Genomic DNA, 17,380 nt, shown 5'->3' on the forward strand with positions numbered 1-17,380 from the left:
GAGGGGCATGCGGTGGGGCAAAATGGACCGCCCGAAGCTTTGCCACTGGCGCTTTCCCTCCCTTCATGACCGCTTCCGCTTCCTCTTCCGCTTCCACCCCCGACTCCGGCATCGACCACAACCCGCTGTTGCTGTTCGAACGCCATCGCCCCCGGCTGTACGCGATCGCCTATCGCATGCTGGGTGCCGTGGCCGAAGCCGAAGACGTGGTGCAGGAAGCATGGCTGCGCTGGAACGGTACCGAGCGCGCGACCATCGAGACGCCGGAGGCGTGGCTCGTGACCATCACGACGCGCTTGTCCATCGACCGACTGCGAGCCGCGAAGGCGGAGCGTGAGCATTACACCGGCGTCTGGCTGCCGGAGCCGATGCTGATGTCCGCCCCCGCGACACCCGAGCAGGCACACGAGTTGGCCGACGACGTGTCGGTGGCGTTCCTGTACATGCTCGAACGCCTCTCGCCCGATGCCCGCGCCGCCTTCCTGATGCGCGACGTCTTCGACGCGGACTATGAGGACATCGCGCAGACACTCGGCAAGACACCGGCGGCAGTGCGTCAGCTCGTGCGTCGTGCAAGGCAGCAACTGCGCGACGGCACGCCCCGCGACGCGGTGCCACGCGCCACCCTGCACCGTCTGCTGCTGGCCTTTTCCGACGCCATGCAACGCAGCGATTTCCACGGCTTGCACGCGCTGCTCAGCGACGATGCCGAACTCGTGGGCGACGGCGGCGGCAAGGTCAACGCCTTCCGCAGTCTGGTCGGCGGTAAACGTCTGGCCCAACTGTTCTACGCGGGCACGCTCCGGTTCCGCGACGCGATGCGTACCGAAGTCATCCAGATCAACGGTCAATGGGCGCTGCTGCGCTTCATCGACGGCGAGCTGGAATCCGCGCAGTCGTTTGAGACCGACGGCGAACGTCTCACGCGCATTCTGGTGCAACGAAATCCCGACAAGCTCGAACGCATCGCTGCCGCCATCGGGAAGCGGTAGTTCGCCGATGCACTGAAACAGGCGCACCGGCTTTGGTGCGCGACAGGCAACATGGCGATCCCCTGCGCGGTGCTACCGCCGTGCGGCATGCCCTCATACGATAAGGACCTCTTCCCTTGCCGAGGACAAGCCATGTTGAAGATCATGAAACGCGCCACGCGCACCCAACTGGCGACAGGCGTTTTAACGCTTGCCGTCACCGGTGCCTTCGTTGGCCCGGTCGCGAACGCAGCGCCGCCGCAGCCCGTCGTGTCGGAACTGATGGAAAAAGCCTTGCCCGACATTCCCGGCAAAGACGCGTTGATGTTGACCGTCGATTACCCGCCCGGCGCGCAGGACCCGGTGCATCGCCACAACGCCTATGGCTTCGTGTATGTGCTCGAAGGCAGTATCGTCATGCAAGTCAAAGGCGGCAAGGAAGTCACGCTCACGGCCGGTCAGACGTTCTATGAAGGCCCCGAAGACGTTCACACGGTCGGGCGCAACGCCAGCAAGACGAAACCCGCCAAATTTCTGGTCATGCTCATCAAGCAACAAGGCGCCCCGGCGCTGATTCCGATCAGATGATCCCGGTGCGCTAACCCGCCACACGCTGCCCCGAGCCGCTTGCGCTTCCCTGTGCGCCCCGCCGGGCGTGCTTCCAAGCTGGCCTTTCCCCTGGAAGGTCAGCTTTTTTTGCGTTCGATGTCACAGAACGTATCGCCGGGCCGTCTTATCAGCAGGCACAACCAACGGCGGCCCAGTGACCATGTCGACACCTTCATCAGCACTCTCGATCTCCCAGAGTCCCAAGCGGGCCGACTCGCTGGCCGACAGTTTCGCGACGAGTTATGCAGGCGTCGTGGCGTTCATCGCCGTGGTGGCCGAAGGTAACTTTGCCAAGGCGGGCGACCGGCTGGGCATTGGCCGCTCGGCGGTCAGCCGCAGCGTGCAGAAGCTCGAAGACCAGCTCGGCACGCGCCTCTTTGTCCGTACGACGCGCAACACGTCGCTCAGCGACGAAGGCAAACGCTTCTACGAGCAGTGTCATCCGGGCGTCCAGCGGATCGTGCAGGCGATGGACGACATGCGTGAGTTGCGCGAAGGGCCGCCGTCGGGACAGCTGCGCGTGTGCTCGACCGTGGACTTCGGGCGCAAGATTCTGGCGCCCCTGCTGGGTGGATTTCGCGAAGCCAATCCGAACATCTCCATCGAGCTGGTGCTCGATGACAGCCCGACCGACTTCACCACCGATGGCATTGACGTGTCGTTTCGTAACGGCCGGATGGAAGACAGCCGCGTCATCGCCAGGAAGGTGATCCCGATGCAGATGGTGCTGTGTGCGTCTGCCGACTATGTCGCTAAGCATGGGCTTCCGCAGAACGTCGACGAGATCGCCGATCACCGGGGAGTGAATTTCCGGCTGGCGTCGGGTCGGGTGTCGGAATGGGAGTTCAGGGTCGACGGGCGGGCGCGCAAGATTTCGCCAAACGCCATGCTGACCTTCAACGACGAAGACCTCGTGCTGCAATCGGTACTCGACGCTCAAGGAATCGCGCAGATGGCGGCCTATCAGGTGGGCGATCACCTGCGCACCGGCCGTCTCGTTGCCTGCTTGCCGCAATATGCGCCGGAGGATCGGGGACACTTCGTGTGCTTTCTGAGCCGACAGCACTTACCGGCTCGCATTCGTGTGTTTATCGACTACATGACGGAGCAGATCCGCGCGATGGACCTGCATGTCTTGCACAACGATCTGCTGGTGAATCAAGCGCACGCCGCGTAGGCAGGTGCGGATAGCCGCCGGAATATGCGCAACGGCCTCCCGCGCTTGTCCATTGGACTTTGAAGGGGAGGCCGCAGATGCGGTCTACAGATCGATGAAGGCGCTTGCGTTCGCTATGCCCGACGCTCGTTCGCGCGGCTGAACCACGTGTCGAAGTCGGTCTTGCCCAGACGGGGAGCCGTCGTGCCGGGCACCAGCATGTCGTCGTCGAGCAATGCCCCGAAATAGCGGGCGTTCGGGTCGGCGTGCACGGTACGGCCGTCACCTGTCTTGTGCAGGTAGCGCGCTGCCAGCTCGGCCATTCGCACACGCTCCGGACCTGCGATTTCCACGACGCCGTTCACCGGCTCGCCCAGCGCCGAATCGGCCAGCGCCAGTGCCACATCGTCGGAGGCAATCGGCTGAACGAACGCCGTCGGGAGACGCACCTCGTCAGCCTGGGTCCCCGATTGCACGATGCTGCCCAGGAATTCGAAGAACTGGGTGCTGTGAACAATGGTGTACGGAATGCCGCCTTGTGCGATCAGCGCTTCCTGCGCGATCTTCGCGCGGAAGTATCCGCTCTCGGCAAGCTTCTGCGTGCCCACAACGGACAGCGCAACGTGGTGGCGCACACCGGCGCGTGCCTCGGCCGCGAGCAGATTCCGGTTCGATGTCTGGAAGAACTCCAGCACGGCCTTGTCTTCGAACGAAGGCGAGTTGGCCACATCGACCACGGTGTGAACGCCGACGAGCGCGTCGTCGAGTCCTTCTCCGGTGATCGTATTCACATGCGTGGCGGGTGAGGCTGCAATCGCTTCATGACCCAGTTCGATAAGCCGTGCGACGAGTTTTCGGCCGATCAGGCCGGTACCGCCGATAACCAGAATTTTCATGGCGGGGCCGCTCAGCTGAAGTTGGCCTTGTCCAGCCCGTAAGCCTTGTCGGCCGAGCCGGGAACGGTGCGGAAGCCCACGTTGAGGCGGTTCCAGCCGTTGATGGCCATGATGGCGAAACTGAGATCCGAGATTTCCTTCTCCGACAGCTCGCCGCGCACTCGCTCGTAGATTTCGTCGGACACGCCGTGTGCACCGAGCGTGGTGAGCGCTTCGGTCCAGGCGAGACAGGCGCGCTCGCGTGCCGAGAACAAGGTCGATTCGCGCCAGATCGCGACGTGGTGCAGACGCAGTTCGCCTTCGCCGCGAATCTTCGCTTCCTTGACGTGCATGTCGAGGCAGAAGCCGCAACCGTTAATTTGCGAGGCACGGATTTCAACAAGGCTCAGAATCGACGACTCGATGGCGCTCGACTTGAGCAACATGCCGAATTCGACGAACTTCTTGAAGAGTTCCGGGGATTGGGCAAAGGCGTTCAGACGTTGGCTCATGATGACTTCCTCATTGGGTTGGCGCGCCCCGTCAGCGGTTGACGGGTTTCACGCATACGTGAACAACACCCCTATCGTAGGTCGACACAAGCACCGTCAGAAGCCCCCGGGCGGGGACTATCGTGTTGCCCTATTGGCAACAATACGCGCGAGGCGCGAAAACACCTACACGAATTGCGTTGAGCCCCCAGCGTAACAAGCGTATAAGCGAGAGAGGGAACCTCAAGTGATGCCGCACACATTCGCGTCATACAGCGGCTTTAGTCTGGAAAGTACGCTCACCCGAGCAAGCGCTATCGAATCACAGCGCCGAGGGCCTCAAGACGTCTACAGGAGCCAACATGCTCGCCCTTTCAGCGCCCGCCATTACTGCCGCGCTCCAGTCCATTGCGGAAAAGAGCCCCAACCAGCCGCCCGATGCTGTCATTAACGCGTTGCTCGCTCGCGAGTTGATACATCGGGTGGGCACGCACTTCGAACCCACCGAATTCGGCCGGTCGTACTTCCGCCGCGCCTACTCGCTTCGGCCGACGTGGTAGGGGTCGGGGCAAGCTTTGGTCACAGCAGGTGCAGAAAAGAAAAACGCCGCTGGTTAGAGCGGCGTAAGGTGCTTATACAACAGTGTTTTTTGGTAGGCCGTGCTGGACTTGAACCAGCGACCAAAGGATTATGAGTCCTCTGCTCTAACCAACTGAGCTAACGGCCCTAAACTACCGGCGCTCGCTCAGCAGCAATCAATTGCCTTCGAGGAACGACTTGAGCTTGTCGGAACGGCTCGGGTGGCGCAGCTTGCGCAGCGCCTTGGCTTCGATCTGACGAATACGCTCACGCGTCACGTCGAACTGCTTGCCCACTTCCTCGAGCGTATGGTCCGTGCTCATCTCGATACCGAATCGCATGCGCAACACCTTGGCTTCCCGCGGCGTCAGCGAATCGAGCACGTCCTTCACGACGTCGCGCATACTACCATGCAATGCGGCGTCGGCAGGGGCGACCGTGCCGGTATCTTCAATGAAATCGCCCAAATGCGAATCGTCGTCGTCACCGATCGGCGTTTCCATGGAGATCGGTTCCTTCGCGATCTTCATGATCTTGCGGATCTTGTCCTCCGGCATTTCCATCTTCTCGGCCAGCGTCGCCGGATCCGGCTCAACACCGGTTTCCTGCAGAATCTGACGCGAAATCCGGTTCATCTTGTTGATCGTTTCGATCATGTGCACCGGAATACGGATGGTACGTGCCTGGTCCGCGATCGAACGCGTGATGGCCTGACGGATCCACCACGTCGCGTACGTCGAGAACTTGTAACCACGACGGTATTCGAACTTGTCCACCGCCTTCATCAGGCCGATGTTGCCTTCCTGAATCAGATCCAGGAACTGCAGACCACGGTTCGTGTACTTCTTCGCAATCGAAATCACCAGACGCAAGTTCGCTTCGGTCATCTCGCGCTTGGCCTTGCGGGCACGGCGTTCGCCTTCCGACATCTTGCGATTGACGTCCTTCAACTCGGTCAGCGGCAACACCACGCGCGCTTGCAGGTCGATCAGCTTCTGCTGCAATTCCTGAACGGCCGGCACGTTACGCTCAACCACCGAGCTGTACGCCTTGTTGTCGGCCACAACCGTGTAGATCCAGTCGAGATTGGTTTCGTTGCCCGGGAAACGCGACACGAAATCCGCACGCGGCATGCCGCACTTGTCGACCACGATGTTCAGGATCGCACGCTCGATGTTGCGCACTTCGTCCACCTGCGAACGCAGCGTGTCGCACAGACGCTCGACCGTACGTGCAGTGAAGCGGATCATCATCAGTTCAGCCTGGATCGACTCACCAGCCTTCACGTACGACTTGGACTGGTAGCCTTCCTTCTCGAACGCACGACGCATCTTGCCGAACCAGTCGGCGATCACGGCGAACTTGGCAAGCGAGTCACGCTTGAGCTGCTCGACCTGCGCTGCCGAAGCTGCGCCGCCGTTGCTGCTATCCTCTTCCTCGTCGCCGTCTTCCTCTTCCTCTTCTTCCTCTTCTTCTTCCGCATCAGCGTCGAAGTCTTCGTCGTCAGAGGCTGCGGCGGCCGCATTGGCTTCCGCATTCGGATCGATCAGGCCGTCGACCACTTCGTCGATGCGCATTTCTTCGCGCTCGACCTTCTCGGCCATCGCCAGGATCTCGGCAATCGTCGTCGGGCATGCGGAGATGGCCTGCACCATGTGCTTCAGGCCTTCTTCGATGCGCTTGGCGATCTCGATTTCCCCTTCACGCGTCAGCAGCTCGACCGTGCCCATTTCGCGCATGTACATACGCACCGGGTCGGTCGTGCGGCCGAACTCCGAATCGACCGTCGAGAGGGCCGCTTCCGCTTGCTCCTCAACTTCGTCGTCCGTCGCAGCGTTCGGGGCATTGTCGTTGAGCAGCAGCGTCTCGGCATCGGGTGCCTGCTCGTAGACAGCCACGCCCATGTCGTTAAACGTTGCGATCACGCCTTCCAGCGCGTCGCCTTCGACCACATCGTCGGGGAGGTGGTCATTGATCTCTGCAAAGGTCAGGAAGCCTCGTTCCTTGCCCAGCTTGATCAGTGTCCGCAGCTTGCCACGACGTTCCTCAAGTTCCTCGGCCGTACCGGGCTGGTGCGAGGAAAATGCGTCCTTGAGCAGTGCTTTCTCTTTTGCCCGGCGATCACGCGCCTTCTGCTTTTCCACTTTGGTCTGATCTTCGTTCACGGGTTGATCATTAGTATTCGCTGCGACGTTCTGCTCCCCCGGGGCGGCGGTCTTCGCGGCTCTGCCGCGTGCTTTGGTCGGGACGACCGGCTCAACTGCTGCCGACGTAACCTCCACCACTGCCTCCGGTTTGCTGGAAGCCCCGGTCTTGCGTGGGGCTTTCGTCGCAGGTGTACTGCGGCCCGCCGGGCTCGAAGCCTTGGCGGTAGTTGCGCTCTTCGCGCTTTTTTCAGCGGGTTGTCGGGCCTGCGGTTTCCCGCCTGCCGTCGCCTTCGCGGCCGTTGCCGGCTTGGTCGCCTTGACCGTTTTCGCGGTCGTGGCGGGCGGCTCAGACTTCACCGTCGGCCTGGCTGCCTTGGCAGCCCCCACCGTCGCGGCGGTCGCACTCTTGCGCTTGGTGACATCGGTCACCTTCGCAGCCGTATTGCCGATTGCCTTCTTGGCACCGGCAGCTGCCTTGGTTTGCGTAGTACGTTTCGCCGAACTTGCCTGGCTGGCTGTTTTCTTCGAGGCTTGCGACACCGCACCGGCTTTCGCTGCAACGCCAGCTTTCGCAGAACGAGACGCCCCCTTCCCACCTGACGCCGCCGCCGCACTGGTCGCGCGTTTAGCTGTCGGTGAAGGGATAACCGTCTTTTTTCCGCTGGTCGTTGTCATCTTTGCCATAGCGATCTCGCTTGCCAGAAAACAGCCCACTGAAAACCTTTAATTATAGCACGCGGGCATACCTCAACTTCGCGCGCCTCCTGTGCTGGCCGTAGCCAGCCACCGCTTCAATTCGTCGCGTTCCCGCGACAGCGCTTGAGCGTGGCGCAATTCATCGGGCGTCAACGACGCCCGCTTGAAAATCGTCTCCAATTCTTCGCACAACCGGTCGTACTGCAAACGCCGGATGGCACTACGCAACTCGGTGAGGCGTAAAGCGATCTGCTCTTCGCGACGCTCGACCTGCGCCTCATCGGCCGGATCGAACAACATCAGATCCCGCGCATTTTCTTCAAATGCCAGAATTTCGCGAATGATGTCGTCGAAACTGGCCCAGTTCGGCGAAATCCGCAGCCGATCCGACATATAGCGGAAATCGGCCTGCGCACCCATTTCGCGGCACAGCGTCAGCACTTCCGAGAAAATCTCGCCGTGCTGCCCCATCTCCCGCAAAATCTTGGTCTCTTCGTCGGTTAATTCGTTTCCCAGCGCCGGGAACATCAGCAAGTTCTGCAATGCCCGATGCTCGGTACCGACCACGCGACGCTTCTCGCGCTTGGCCGGTGCTTTGTCCCACGTGTTCTGACGGCGCGCAGCGCCGATGTGCAACTCGCAAAGCTCCGCAACTTCCTCGACCGAGCTGCCCACCCGCTCGGCCAGGGCATGAATGATCTGGCCACGCAGCGCGTTAGCGGGCATCTGCTGCAACAGCGGCTTGACCTCGAACAACGCACGCGCCCGCCCTTCCGGCTGGTGCATTTCCTTGCCCGCCGTCACTTCGCCGATCAGGAACTGCGACATCGGCATGGCGCGCGAGACTTCGTCTGCAAACGCTTGCGTGCCGTGCTCGCGCACATAGCTGTCCGGATCGTGCTCGCTCGGCAAAAACAGAAACTTGAAACTCCGGTTGTCGTCGGCATGCGGCAGGCAGGCTTCAAGTGCACGACGCGCCGCCCGGCGCCCCGCCGCATCTCCATCGAAGCTGAACACCACCGTTTCGGTCTGGCGCAGGAGCTTCTGCACATGCATCGGCGTGCAGGCCGTACCGAGCGTTGCGACCGCCTGCGGAAAACCAAGCTGGGCCAGCGCCACGACATCCATATAGCCTTCGACCACCAGCACGTAACCCGCGTCGCGAATGCCGATGCGCGCCTCGAACAATCCGTATAACTCGCTACCCTTGCTAAAGAGCGGCGTCTCGGGAGAATTCAAATACTTGGGCTCGCCCTTATCCAGCACGCGTCCGCCGAAGGCGATGACCTGGCCTTTCGTATTTCGGATCGGAAACATGATCCGGTCCCGGAAACGGTCGTAGCGTCGCTTCGTGCTGCCCGGCTCGCCCTTCTCGCTCTCTATGACGAGACCGGCATCAAGCAACTGGTCGTCGCGATAATTCTCAAACGCCGCTTCCAGGTTCTGCCAGGCTTCCGGGGCGTAACCGAGCCCGAAATGTGCTGCGATTTCCCCCGTCAATCCACGTCGTTTCAAATATTCGATGGCCACCGGCGCGCCGCGCAGCTGCTTGCGGTAGTAGTCGCAAGCGCGCGTCATCACGTCGACGAGGCCGAGGGTCTGCGCACGTTGCGCAGCCGGTGCCGGTGCGCCCGGCAGGGGCGCTTCTCGCGGCACGTCCAACCCGACGTTGCGGGCCAGCTCTTCCACGGCTTCGACAAATCCGAGCCCGGCATGCTCCATGAGGAAGCTGATCGCGCTGCCGTGCGCGCCACACCCGAAGCAGTGATAGAACTGCTTGGTGGGACTTACCGTAAATGAGGGCGACTTCTCGTTATGAAAGGGGCACAGCCCCATGAAGTTCGCCCCGCCCTTCTTCAACTGCACGTAACGGCCCACCACCTCGACAATATCGACGCGGTTGAGCAAGTCCTGCAAAAACGACTGGGGAATCACTGGATCGGTGCCATCGCAACGCGGTGCCGCACCGTCGCACAAGCGACAGCGCCTTACCGCACTACCGGATTACGCAGCCAGCGCCGCCTTCACTTGCGCGGACACGGCAGTCATGTCGGCACGGCCCGCCAACAGACCCTTGAGCACGCCCATCACCTTACCCATGTCCTGCGGGCCGGCTGCGCCCGTTTGCGCCACGGCCGCTTTCACCGCCTGCGCAACTTCGTCTGCCGAGAGTTGCTGCGGCATGTAGACCATGAGTACTTCGACTTCGGCGGCTTCCTTATCGGCCAGATCGGCGCGGCCAGCGGCCTGGAACTGACTGATGGAATCTTTGCGTTGTTTGATCAGTTTGTCGACGATGGCAACGGTGGCCGCGTCATCGAGGGTGATGCGCTCGTCGACTTCCTTTTGTTTGATTGCCGCAAGCAGCAGGCGGATGGTCCCCAGTTTGTCGGCGGCCTTGGCACGCATGGCCGTCTTCATGTCTTCGTTAATGCGTTCTTTCAGACTCATGAGCAGGGATTCCGGAATTCGATTACGTTTCAGTGTAGTGCATGCCGCCCCAAAGAAAAGGACGGCGACGGTGTGACACGCACCGCGCTACGCCGCTGCCGGTGCACTGGCGCAGCGTTCACGGGGGCACAAAGCACAAAAACCCGCTTGCGGAAACGATCACACGTGCGATCACAAGCGGGCTCGCCGGAGAGTTAGACCGCCCGGACACCGGCATTGTTCGATGCCTCATGTCGCTGGCGTATCGGACGCTAATCTTCAGGCAATGCGCCGGAGGCGTCTGAAAGTAACCAAAACGCCTTCCGAAACGACTATTACGACAGATACAGCGCCGTCTCCACGAAGGAGAGATCGTAGCATAACGGTCTAGTGGCCGTCTACGACAGCGCGTCGCCTTGGGGCGGTCAGATGCCGTCACCAGCGGCTTTGGCCGCCTGGATGCTTTCGGACATCGCCCGTGCGCACGCCACTGCCGACGCCCACGCCCACTGGAAGTTGTAGCCACCGAGCCAGCCCGTCACGTCGACCACTTCCCCGACAAAGTGCAGCCCCGGTTGCGCGCGCGCCTCCAGCGTGGCCGAGGACAGTGCGCGGGTGTCGACGCCACCGCGCGTCACTTCCGCCTTGCGCCAGCCTTCCGAGCCGCAAGGCTTGAGCGTCCAGCCGGAAAACGCCTGTGCGAGCGAGCGCAGCGCTTTGTCCGGCAACTCCTGCACGCGCGCTTGCGGCGAGAGGCCGCTATTGGCGACCCATGCATCCGCCAATCGCGCCGGAACCCATTGCCCCAGCAAGTTGCTCAATTGACGTTTGGACGACGCCTTGGCTTCAAACAGCGCCGCCTCGATATCGGACGTCGGCGCGAGATTCAGCGTAATCGGCTGTCCCGGCGTCCAGAAACTGGAAATCTGAAGAATCGCCGGACCGGACAGACCGCGGTGCGTGAACAACAGATCCTCAAGAAAGCTGCCCGCATCCTTACCTTTGCCCGTGCTGACGTCGACTTCCAGCGACAAACCCGACAGTCCGACGAAGGGTGCCCAGGTCGACGCATCGAACATCAGGGGGACGAGCGCCGGTCGCGGCTCTACGATATCCAGACCGAACTGACGCGCGATTCGATACCCCCAGTCCGTCGCCCCAATCTTCGGAATCGACAGTCCGCCAGTCGCGATTACGAGACGTTTTGCCGCGATATGCCCGGCATCTGTCGTCAAGTGATAGCGGTGCGCCCCACCGGCCTCGGTGTACGCGACCGTATGGACCGCACACGGCATGCGCCAGTGCACGTGCCCCGCTGCACACTCGTTTCGCAGCATTTCGATGACGTCTTCGGCACTTTCGTCGCAGAAGAGCTGACCGCGATGCTTTTCGTGCCACGCAATGCGATGGCGCTTGAGCAGATCGAGGAAGTCGCGCGGGGTGTAACGCGCGAGCGCTGAACGACAGAAACGCGGATTCTCCGACAGATAGTTCGCCGGGCCCGCATTGATATTGGTGAAATTGCAGCGACCGCCGCCCGAGATTCGAATCTTCTCAGCGAGACGCGTCGCGTGATCGATGAGCACCACGCGCAGGCCCAGTTGCCCGGCCACCGCCGCGCACATCAGGCCGGCCGCACCAGCCCCCACAATCGCTACATCGAACTTTTCCATGGCGCGCATTGTAACCGGCAGCCGATGAGGCCGACTGGTATACTTCCGGGTTCCCCATTAAAGTTGACGCTGCGCGCATCCCCATCCGCCATGCTGGTTCTAGGCATTGAAAGCTCCTGCGACGAAACCGGGCTCGCCCTCTACGACACCGAGGCCGGGCTGCTCTCGCACGCGCTGCATTCTCAGATTGCGATGCATCGCGAGTACGGCGGCGTGGTGCCTGAGCTGGCGTCACGCGACCACATTCGTCGCGCCCTGCCATTGGCCGAAGAGGTGCTCGCGCAAGCTGGCAAGCCGCTGAGCGCCGTCGACGCCATCGCCTACACGCAAGGCCCCGGTCTCGCAGGTGCGCTGCTGGTGGGCGCAAGCGTCGCCAACGCCCTCGCCTTTGCACTCGACCGCCCGGTCGTCGGTGTGCACCACCTAGAAGGCCATTTGCTGTCGCCGCTGCTCGCCCCGGACGCGCCCGACTTCCCCTTCGTCGCCCTGCTGGTCTCCGGTGGCCACACGCAGTTGATGGAAGTCCGCGCGTTCGGACAGTACGCTATGCTCGGCGAAACGCTCGACGACGCGGCCGGTGAAGCCTTCGACAAGACGGCCAAACTGCTCGGACTCGGCTATCCGGGCGGCCCTGCCGTCTCGCGTCTGGCCGACTTCGGCACGCCGGGACGCTTCGACCTGCCGCGCCCGATGAAGCACTCGGGCAATCTGGATTTCAGCTTCAGCGGCCTGAAGACGGCGGTACTCACGCAGGTCCGCAATCTCGGCGGCAACGTCTGCGAACAGGAAAAATCCGACCTCGCGCGTGGCTTCGTCGACGCGATTGTCGACGTCCTCGTGGCCAAGTCGATGGCTGCCCTGAAGCAGACCGGCATGAAGACGTTGGTCGTCGCCGGGGGGGTGGGTGCCAACGCTCAACTGCGCGCCGGGTTGAACGAAGCGGCACGGCGCCGTGGCTACCGCGTGCACTACCCCGACCTCGCGTTCTGCACCGATAACGGCGCGATGATCGCCTTTGCGGGCGCGATGCGTCTCAAGCACTGGCCGGACGAAGCGGATAGCGAATACGCCTACACGGTGCGCCCGCGCTGGGATCTGGCGGATATCGTGCGAAGTGTGTAACGCGATGTCGATGACCTGACGATCTGCACATCCTTCGGCGAACGCCCAAGAAAAAACCGCTCCGAGGAGCGGTTTTTTTACGTCCGACGAAAGTCTCGGACGATCACGCCGCCACGCGCTTATCTCGCTCGATCACGGCATAGGCGCTGTGGTTGTGGATCGATTCGAAGTTCTCGGCCTGAAGCACGTAGGCTGCGACGCGCGGCTCATCGTTCAGACGCGTCGCCACGTCACGCACCAGATCCTCCACGAACTTCGGATTCTCATAGGCGCGTTCGGTCACGTACTTCTCGTCCGGGCGCTTGAGCAGCCCCCACAACTCGCACGACGCTTCCTCTTCCGCCATCCGCACCAGTTCTTCGACCGCGATGTCGCCTGCGATCTCGGCGTCGATGGTGATATGCGAGCGCTGATTGTGCGCACCGTATTGCGAGATCTTCTTCGAGCACGGGCACAGGCTCGTGACCGGCACGAGCACCTTGAGCCACACGCGCGTCTCGCCGTTGCGAACGTCGCCGGTCAGGGTGACTTCGTAGTCCATCAGGCTCTGCACGCCTGAGACCGGCGCCGTCTTGTTGATGAAGTACGGGAACGTCACTTCGATGCGACCGGCTTCGGCTTCGAGCTTGTCGAGCATGCTGGCGAGCATTGCGCGGAAGCCCGCCACGTTCATCGGCTCGCGGTTCGCTTCGAGCAAGGCGACGAAACGCGACATATGCGTGCCCTTCTGGTCGGCAGGCAGATGCACGTCGAGATTGAACAGGCCGATGGTGGCCTGCACGTCGCCGTCGGCCAGACGCACCGACAACGGATGACGCACGCCACGCACACCAACGCGCTGAATCGGAATCTGCCGGGTGTCGACGGTGCTCTGCACATCCGGCATGACGAAAGCGGGGTTCATCTGGTTCATCTAATTTCCTTCTTTGCCGGCAAGCCGACTGGGGGGAGGCAATGGGCAAACGTATCCGACACACGGCTCGCGGGCCTCTGCCGAGTGGCGTCGGGAACGTGCCGGAGAACCCCGGCACGGGATGGGGAATGCGTCTTTCAAAACGAAACGATCCGGCGCTTGGGCCGGATCGTTCGCAGACTCGAGACTACCGGACAGGTCAGGCGACGAGCTTCGCCGCGGTCTTGCCGGTTGTCTGGGCGGCCTCTGCCGACAGAAGATCGAAGCGCTCGCAGATCGACTTGGCGATACCTGCGGCGTCCAGACCCACACCGGACAGCAACAACGCCGGGTCGCCATGATCGATGAAGCGATCGGGCAGGCCCAATTGTAGTACGGGTCGATGCCCCCCGCTGGCCAACAGGGATTCGGCCACTGCCGAGCCCGCGCCGCCCATGATGCTGCCCTCTTCCACCGTCACGAGGTAGTCGTGCGTTTGCGCCAGTCGTGCGATCAGTTCGTCGTCGATCGGCTTGACGAAGCGCATGTCGGCCACGGTCGCGTCGAGTTGCGCTGCCGCAGCAAGCGACGGGGCCACCATGCTACCGAAAGCGAGAATTGCGACGCGACGTCCGGCTTCCGCCTGGCTCTCGCGACGGACCACGCCCTTGCCGATCGGCAGTGCCGTCATCGTCTGTTCGATCACGGCACCCGTGCCTGCGCCACGCGGATAGCGCACCGCCGACGGACCGTCGATCTGCACGCCGGTGTACAGCATCTGGCGGCACTCGTTCTCGTCCGACGGGGCCATCACGACCATGTTCGGAATGCAACGCATGAACGGAATGTCGTACGCTCCGGCGTGGGTCGCACCGTCGGCACCCACGAGGCCCGAGCGGTCCAGCGCGAACACGACCGGCAGGTTTTGCAGCGCGACGTCGTGAATCAGTTGATCGTAACCGCGCTGGAGGAACGTCGAGTAGATCGCGACGATCGGCTTCAGACCTTCGGTCGCCATGCCGCCAGCAAACGTCACCGCATGCTGCTCGGCGATGCCCACGTCGTAGTAACGATCCGGGAAACGCTTCTCGAACTCCACGAGGCCGGAGCCTTCGCGCATGGCCGGCGTAATGCCCACAATGCGCTTGTCCACCGCAGCGATATCGCACAGCCAGTCGCCGAACACTTGCGTGTACGTCTTCTTGCTGCTCGTGCTCGGCTTGATACCTTCGGCCGGGTTGAACTTGCCCGGACCGTGATACAGCACCGGGTCGGCTTCCGCGAGCTTGTAGCCATAGCCCTTGCGCGTGACCACGTGCAGGAACTGCGGACCCTTCAGATTCTTGATGTTCTCGAGCGTCGGAATCAGCGAATCGAGGTCGTGACCGTCGATCGGGCCGATGTAGTTGAAGCCGAATTCTTCGAACATCGTGGCCGGCACGACCATGCCCTTGGCATGCTCTTCGAACTTGCGCGCCAGCTCCAGCACCGGGGGTGCCACGCTCAGAACCTTCTCCACGCCCTTCTTCGCAGCGGCGTAGAAACGGCCCGACATCAGACGGGCCAGATAGCGGTTGAGCGCACCGACCGGCGGCGAGATCGACATGTCGTTGTCGTTGAGGATGACCAGCAGCGGCACGTCTTCATGCACGCCGGCGTTGTTCATCGCCTCGAACGCCATACCGGCCGTCATCGAACCGTCGCCGATCACAGCGATGCCGAAGCGGTTCTCACCCTTCGTGCGTGCGCCGAGCGCCATGCCGAGCGCCGCCGAGATCGACGTGCTCGAATGCGCCGTGCCGAATGTGTCGTACGGCGATTCGTCGCGCTTCGGGAAACCCGAGATACCGCCAAGCTGACGCAGCGAACCCATCTGTTCGCGACGACCCGTCAGGATCTTGTGCGGATAGCTCTGGTGGCCCACGTCCCAGACAATGCGATCTTCCGGCGTGTTGAAGACGTAGTGCAGCGCAATCGTCAGCTCGACCGTGCCGAGGTTGGACGACAGGTGGCCGCCGGTACGCGACACACTCTCAAGCACGAAAGCCCGCAGCTCTTCGGCCAGCGGCGCGAGTTGGCGACGCTCCAGACGCCGCAAATCGGCCGGGTCATCGATAGTATTTAGAAGTTCGTACATCGTCGTTCCATATATAGGCGTTCTTTACCGGTCAACTCCCCCTGTGAGTTGTTCCCGATCTCCTGCCGATGCGTTCTGTGGGGAGAAACGCGTCGACCCTCCTTGCCCCTTGCTTATCGCTACTGCCAGCAGTCCCCGGATACGCATTACCCCACGCCCCAGAGACTGCCCAGAAAACTCATTTGCCGATGATGCGTCGCGACTTCCGCCACGAATCGTCGGCTTACATCTAATCTACGTCGGTCAATTAATGCGATCGACAACGTAATCGGCCAGTGCACGCAGACGATCCGCGTTACCCAGCGACGCACTCGCTGCATGCGCATCGGCACGCAGCTTTTCCGCGTAGCCGCGTGCGCCATCGAGGCCCATCAGCGACACGTAGGTCGGCTTGTCGTTGGCGGCGTCCTTGCCTGCGGTCTTGCCCAGCGTGGCCGAGTCGGCCGTCGTGTCGAGAATGTCGTCCACCACCTGGAAAGCCAGTCCGACGGCTGCCGCGTAGGCGTCGAGCGCGACCGTTTCGTCGTCCGACAGCGCGCGGCCACAGATAGCGCCCATACGCAGCGAAGCACGCAGCAATGCGCCCGTCTTCAGGCGATGCATGTTTTGCAGTTGCGACTGCGTGAGCTTGATGCCCACGCTTTCCAGATCGATGGCCTGACCGCCTGCCATGCCGAGCGCACCCGAAGCCAGCGCCAGTTCGCGCACCAGCGCAAGCGACTGCGCTGCGCTCAGATCGCCCGTTGCCTCGCCCAACAGCGCGAAGGCCTGCGTCTGCAGACCGTCGCCGGCGAGCAGACCAGTCGCTTCGTCGTACTGCACGTGCACCGTCGGCTTGCCACGGCGCAGGTCGTCATCGTCCATGCACGGCAGATCGTCGTGCACCAGCGAATACGCATGAATCATTTCGACGGCGCATGCCGCGCGATCGAGCGCCGTCTCGCTGGCCTGCGTCACTTCGCCCGCAGCGAAGCACAGCAGCGGGCGCACCCGCTTGCCGCCACCGAGCACGGCGTAACGCATCGACTCGTTGAGTCGCGCCGAGCCGCCATCGGTCGCCTTGGGCAGCGCAGCGTCGAGCGCCTGTTCCACACGGGCCTGTACTGCCTGCATCCAGGCCTTGATATTCTGATCCGCCATCGTCTTCGTCCTACACGTGCCCGTCGGGCCGTGCTTGTTATTGAAGCGCCCCGGTGTCTTGCTGGGGGACGCCTTGGGTCGTGGGTCGTCTTGCCGTAATTCGGGTTGGCTGCTCAGGCGACTTAGAACTCGTCGCGCGAAGACGCTTCGAGCGGCTTGAGCGTCTCGCCTTCGAGCACCTTCACCTGCTGCTCGACCTTCTCGAGCAGACCCTGGCAGTACTTCACCAGGACGGCGCCGCGCCGATACGCGCCCAACGATTCTTCCAGTCCCAGCTCACCGCCCTCCATGCGTCCGACGAGCTGTTCGAGCTCAGCCAGCGCAGCCTCATAGGTCTCGGGCAGGTCTTGCGGCACCTCGGGCGCCGCGTCTTGCGACTTTGCAGTCTTAGCCATAAACGCAAAATTCGGGTCGAATGTTCCATTTTACGGCAAAAGCGCATTAGCTCGCAGAGCGTAAATT

The 17,380-nt window shown here is 62.2% G+C and carries 16 protein-coding genes and 1 tRNA gene; 6 read left to right on the top strand and 11 right to left on the bottom strand.

The window, feature by feature from the left end; all coding sequences use genetic code 11:
- Positions 1-65 precede the first annotated feature (65 nt).
- The 3 genes from PCO31010_RS05625 to PCO31010_RS05635 all read left to right on the top strand — a co-directional run bounded on the left by PCO31010_RS05625 (position 66) and on the right by PCO31010_RS05635 (position 2,757).
- A complete protein-coding gene (locus tag PCO31010_RS05625) occupies positions 66-992 on the top strand; it encodes an RNA polymerase sigma-70 factor (protein ID WP_150663318.1) in 927 nt (308 codons plus the stop codon).
- A 144-nt stretch (positions 993-1,136) separates the two neighbouring features.
- Positions 1,137-1,559, top strand: a complete 423-nt coding sequence (locus PCO31010_RS05630) for a cupin domain-containing protein (RefSeq protein WP_373275413.1) — start codon at positions 1,137-1,139, stop codon at positions 1,557-1,559.
- Positions 1,560-1,740: 181 nt separating this feature from the next.
- Positions 1,741-2,757: a LysR family transcriptional regulator gene (locus PCO31010_RS05635; protein ID WP_150663320.1), complete on the top strand. Its 1,017-nt coding sequence runs from the start codon at positions 1,741-1,743 to the stop codon at positions 2,755-2,757.
- A 113-nt stretch (positions 2,758-2,870) separates the two neighbouring features.
- On the opposite strand, the gene PCO31010_RS05640 is transcribed toward PCO31010_RS05635, so the two are convergent.
- Both PCO31010_RS05640 and PCO31010_RS05645 read right to left on the bottom strand, forming a co-directional pair.
- Positions 2,871-3,632: an SDR family oxidoreductase gene (locus PCO31010_RS05640; RefSeq protein WP_150663321.1), complete on the bottom strand. Its 762-nt coding sequence runs from the start codon at positions 3,630-3,632 to the stop codon at positions 2,871-2,873.
- Between the two features lie 11 nt (positions 3,633-3,643).
- Positions 3,644-4,123 carry a carboxymuconolactone decarboxylase family protein gene (locus PCO31010_RS05645; RefSeq protein ID WP_039397361.1) on the bottom strand — a complete coding sequence of 160 codons (480 nt, stop codon included), beginning with the start codon at positions 4,121-4,123 and terminating at the stop codon, positions 3,644-3,646.
- 341 nt (positions 4,124-4,464) lie between these two features.
- On the opposite strand from PCO31010_RS05645, the gene PCO31010_RS05650 reads away from it, so the two are divergent.
- Entirely contained in the window at positions 4,465-4,662 is a 198-nt protein-coding gene (locus PCO31010_RS05650; protein ID WP_150663322.1) for a hypothetical protein, read from the top strand.
- 90 nt (positions 4,663-4,752) lie between these two features.
- Here PCO31010_RS05650 and PCO31010_RS05655 read toward each other — a convergent pair.
- Positions 4,753-4,829: transfer RNA gene (locus tag PCO31010_RS05655), tRNA-Ile, on the bottom strand.
- Between the two features lie 28 nt (positions 4,830-4,857).
- Positions 4,858-6,963 carry an RNA polymerase sigma factor RpoD gene (gene rpoD / locus PCO31010_RS05660; RefSeq protein ID WP_246184452.1) on the bottom strand — a complete coding sequence of 702 codons (2,106 nt, stop codon included), beginning with the start codon at positions 6,961-6,963 and terminating at the stop codon, positions 4,858-4,860.
- Between the two features lie 13 nt (positions 6,964-6,976).
- On the opposite strand from rpoD, the gene PCO31010_RS26900 reads away from it, so the two are divergent.
- Complete coding sequence (locus PCO31010_RS26900; RefSeq protein WP_246184453.1) at positions 6,977-7,555, top strand: hypothetical protein; 579 nt, start codon at positions 6,977-6,979, stop codon at positions 7,553-7,555.
- A gap of 20 nt (positions 7,556-7,575) precedes the next feature.
- On the opposite strand, the gene dnaG is transcribed toward PCO31010_RS26900, so the two are convergent.
- The 3 genes from dnaG to PCO31010_RS05675 form a co-directional block, all read right to left on the bottom strand.
- Positions 7,576-9,459 (bottom strand): DNA primase, encoded by a 1,884-nt coding sequence (gene dnaG, locus PCO31010_RS05665; RefSeq protein WP_150663323.1) that lies wholly within the window; start codon positions 9,457-9,459, stop codon positions 7,576-7,578.
- A 69-nt stretch (positions 9,460-9,528) separates the two neighbouring features.
- Entirely contained in the window at positions 9,529-9,975 is a 447-nt protein-coding gene (locus PCO31010_RS05670; RefSeq protein ID WP_150659826.1) for a GatB/YqeY domain-containing protein, read from the bottom strand.
- A gap of 404 nt (positions 9,976-10,379) precedes the next feature.
- Positions 10,380-11,627, bottom strand: coding sequence for a BaiN/RdsA family NAD(P)/FAD-dependent oxidoreductase (locus PCO31010_RS05675; protein WP_150663324.1), 1,248 nt, complete (start codon positions 11,625-11,627; stop codon positions 10,380-10,382).
- 90 nt (positions 11,628-11,717) lie between these two features.
- Here PCO31010_RS05675 and tsaD point away from each other — a divergent pair, with 90 nt between their 5' ends.
- Complete coding sequence (gene tsaD, locus PCO31010_RS05680; protein ID WP_150663325.1) at positions 11,718-12,749, top strand: tRNA (adenosine(37)-N6)-threonylcarbamoyltransferase complex transferase subunit TsaD; 1,032 nt, start codon at positions 11,718-11,720, stop codon at positions 12,747-12,749.
- 103 nt (positions 12,750-12,852) lie between these two features.
- Here tsaD and folE2 read toward each other — a convergent pair whose 3' ends face one another.
- The 4 genes from folE2 to PCO31010_RS05700 form a co-directional block, all read right to left on the bottom strand.
- A complete protein-coding gene (folE2, locus tag PCO31010_RS05685; protein ID WP_150663326.1) occupies positions 12,853-13,662 on the bottom strand; it encodes a GTP cyclohydrolase FolE2 in 810 nt (269 codons plus the stop codon).
- A 199-nt stretch (positions 13,663-13,861) separates the two neighbouring features.
- Positions 13,862-15,778, bottom strand: a complete 1,917-nt coding sequence (gene dxs / locus PCO31010_RS05690; protein ID WP_150663327.1) for a 1-deoxy-D-xylulose-5-phosphate synthase — start codon at positions 15,776-15,778, stop codon at positions 13,862-13,864.
- 243 nt (positions 15,779-16,021) lie between these two features.
- Positions 16,022-16,918 (bottom strand): polyprenyl synthetase family protein, encoded by an 897-nt coding sequence (locus tag PCO31010_RS05695; RefSeq protein WP_150663328.1) that lies wholly within the window; start codon positions 16,916-16,918, stop codon positions 16,022-16,024.
- Between the two features lie 122 nt (positions 16,919-17,040).
- Positions 17,041-17,313 (bottom strand): exodeoxyribonuclease VII small subunit, encoded by a 273-nt coding sequence (locus tag PCO31010_RS05700; protein ID WP_150578213.1) that lies wholly within the window; start codon positions 17,311-17,313, stop codon positions 17,041-17,043.
- Positions 17,314-17,380: the final 67 nt, after the last annotated feature.

Source organism: Pandoraea commovens (assembly GCF_902459615.1).
GTDB lineage: Bacteria > Pseudomonadota > Gammaproteobacteria > Burkholderiales > Burkholderiaceae > Pandoraea > Pandoraea commovens.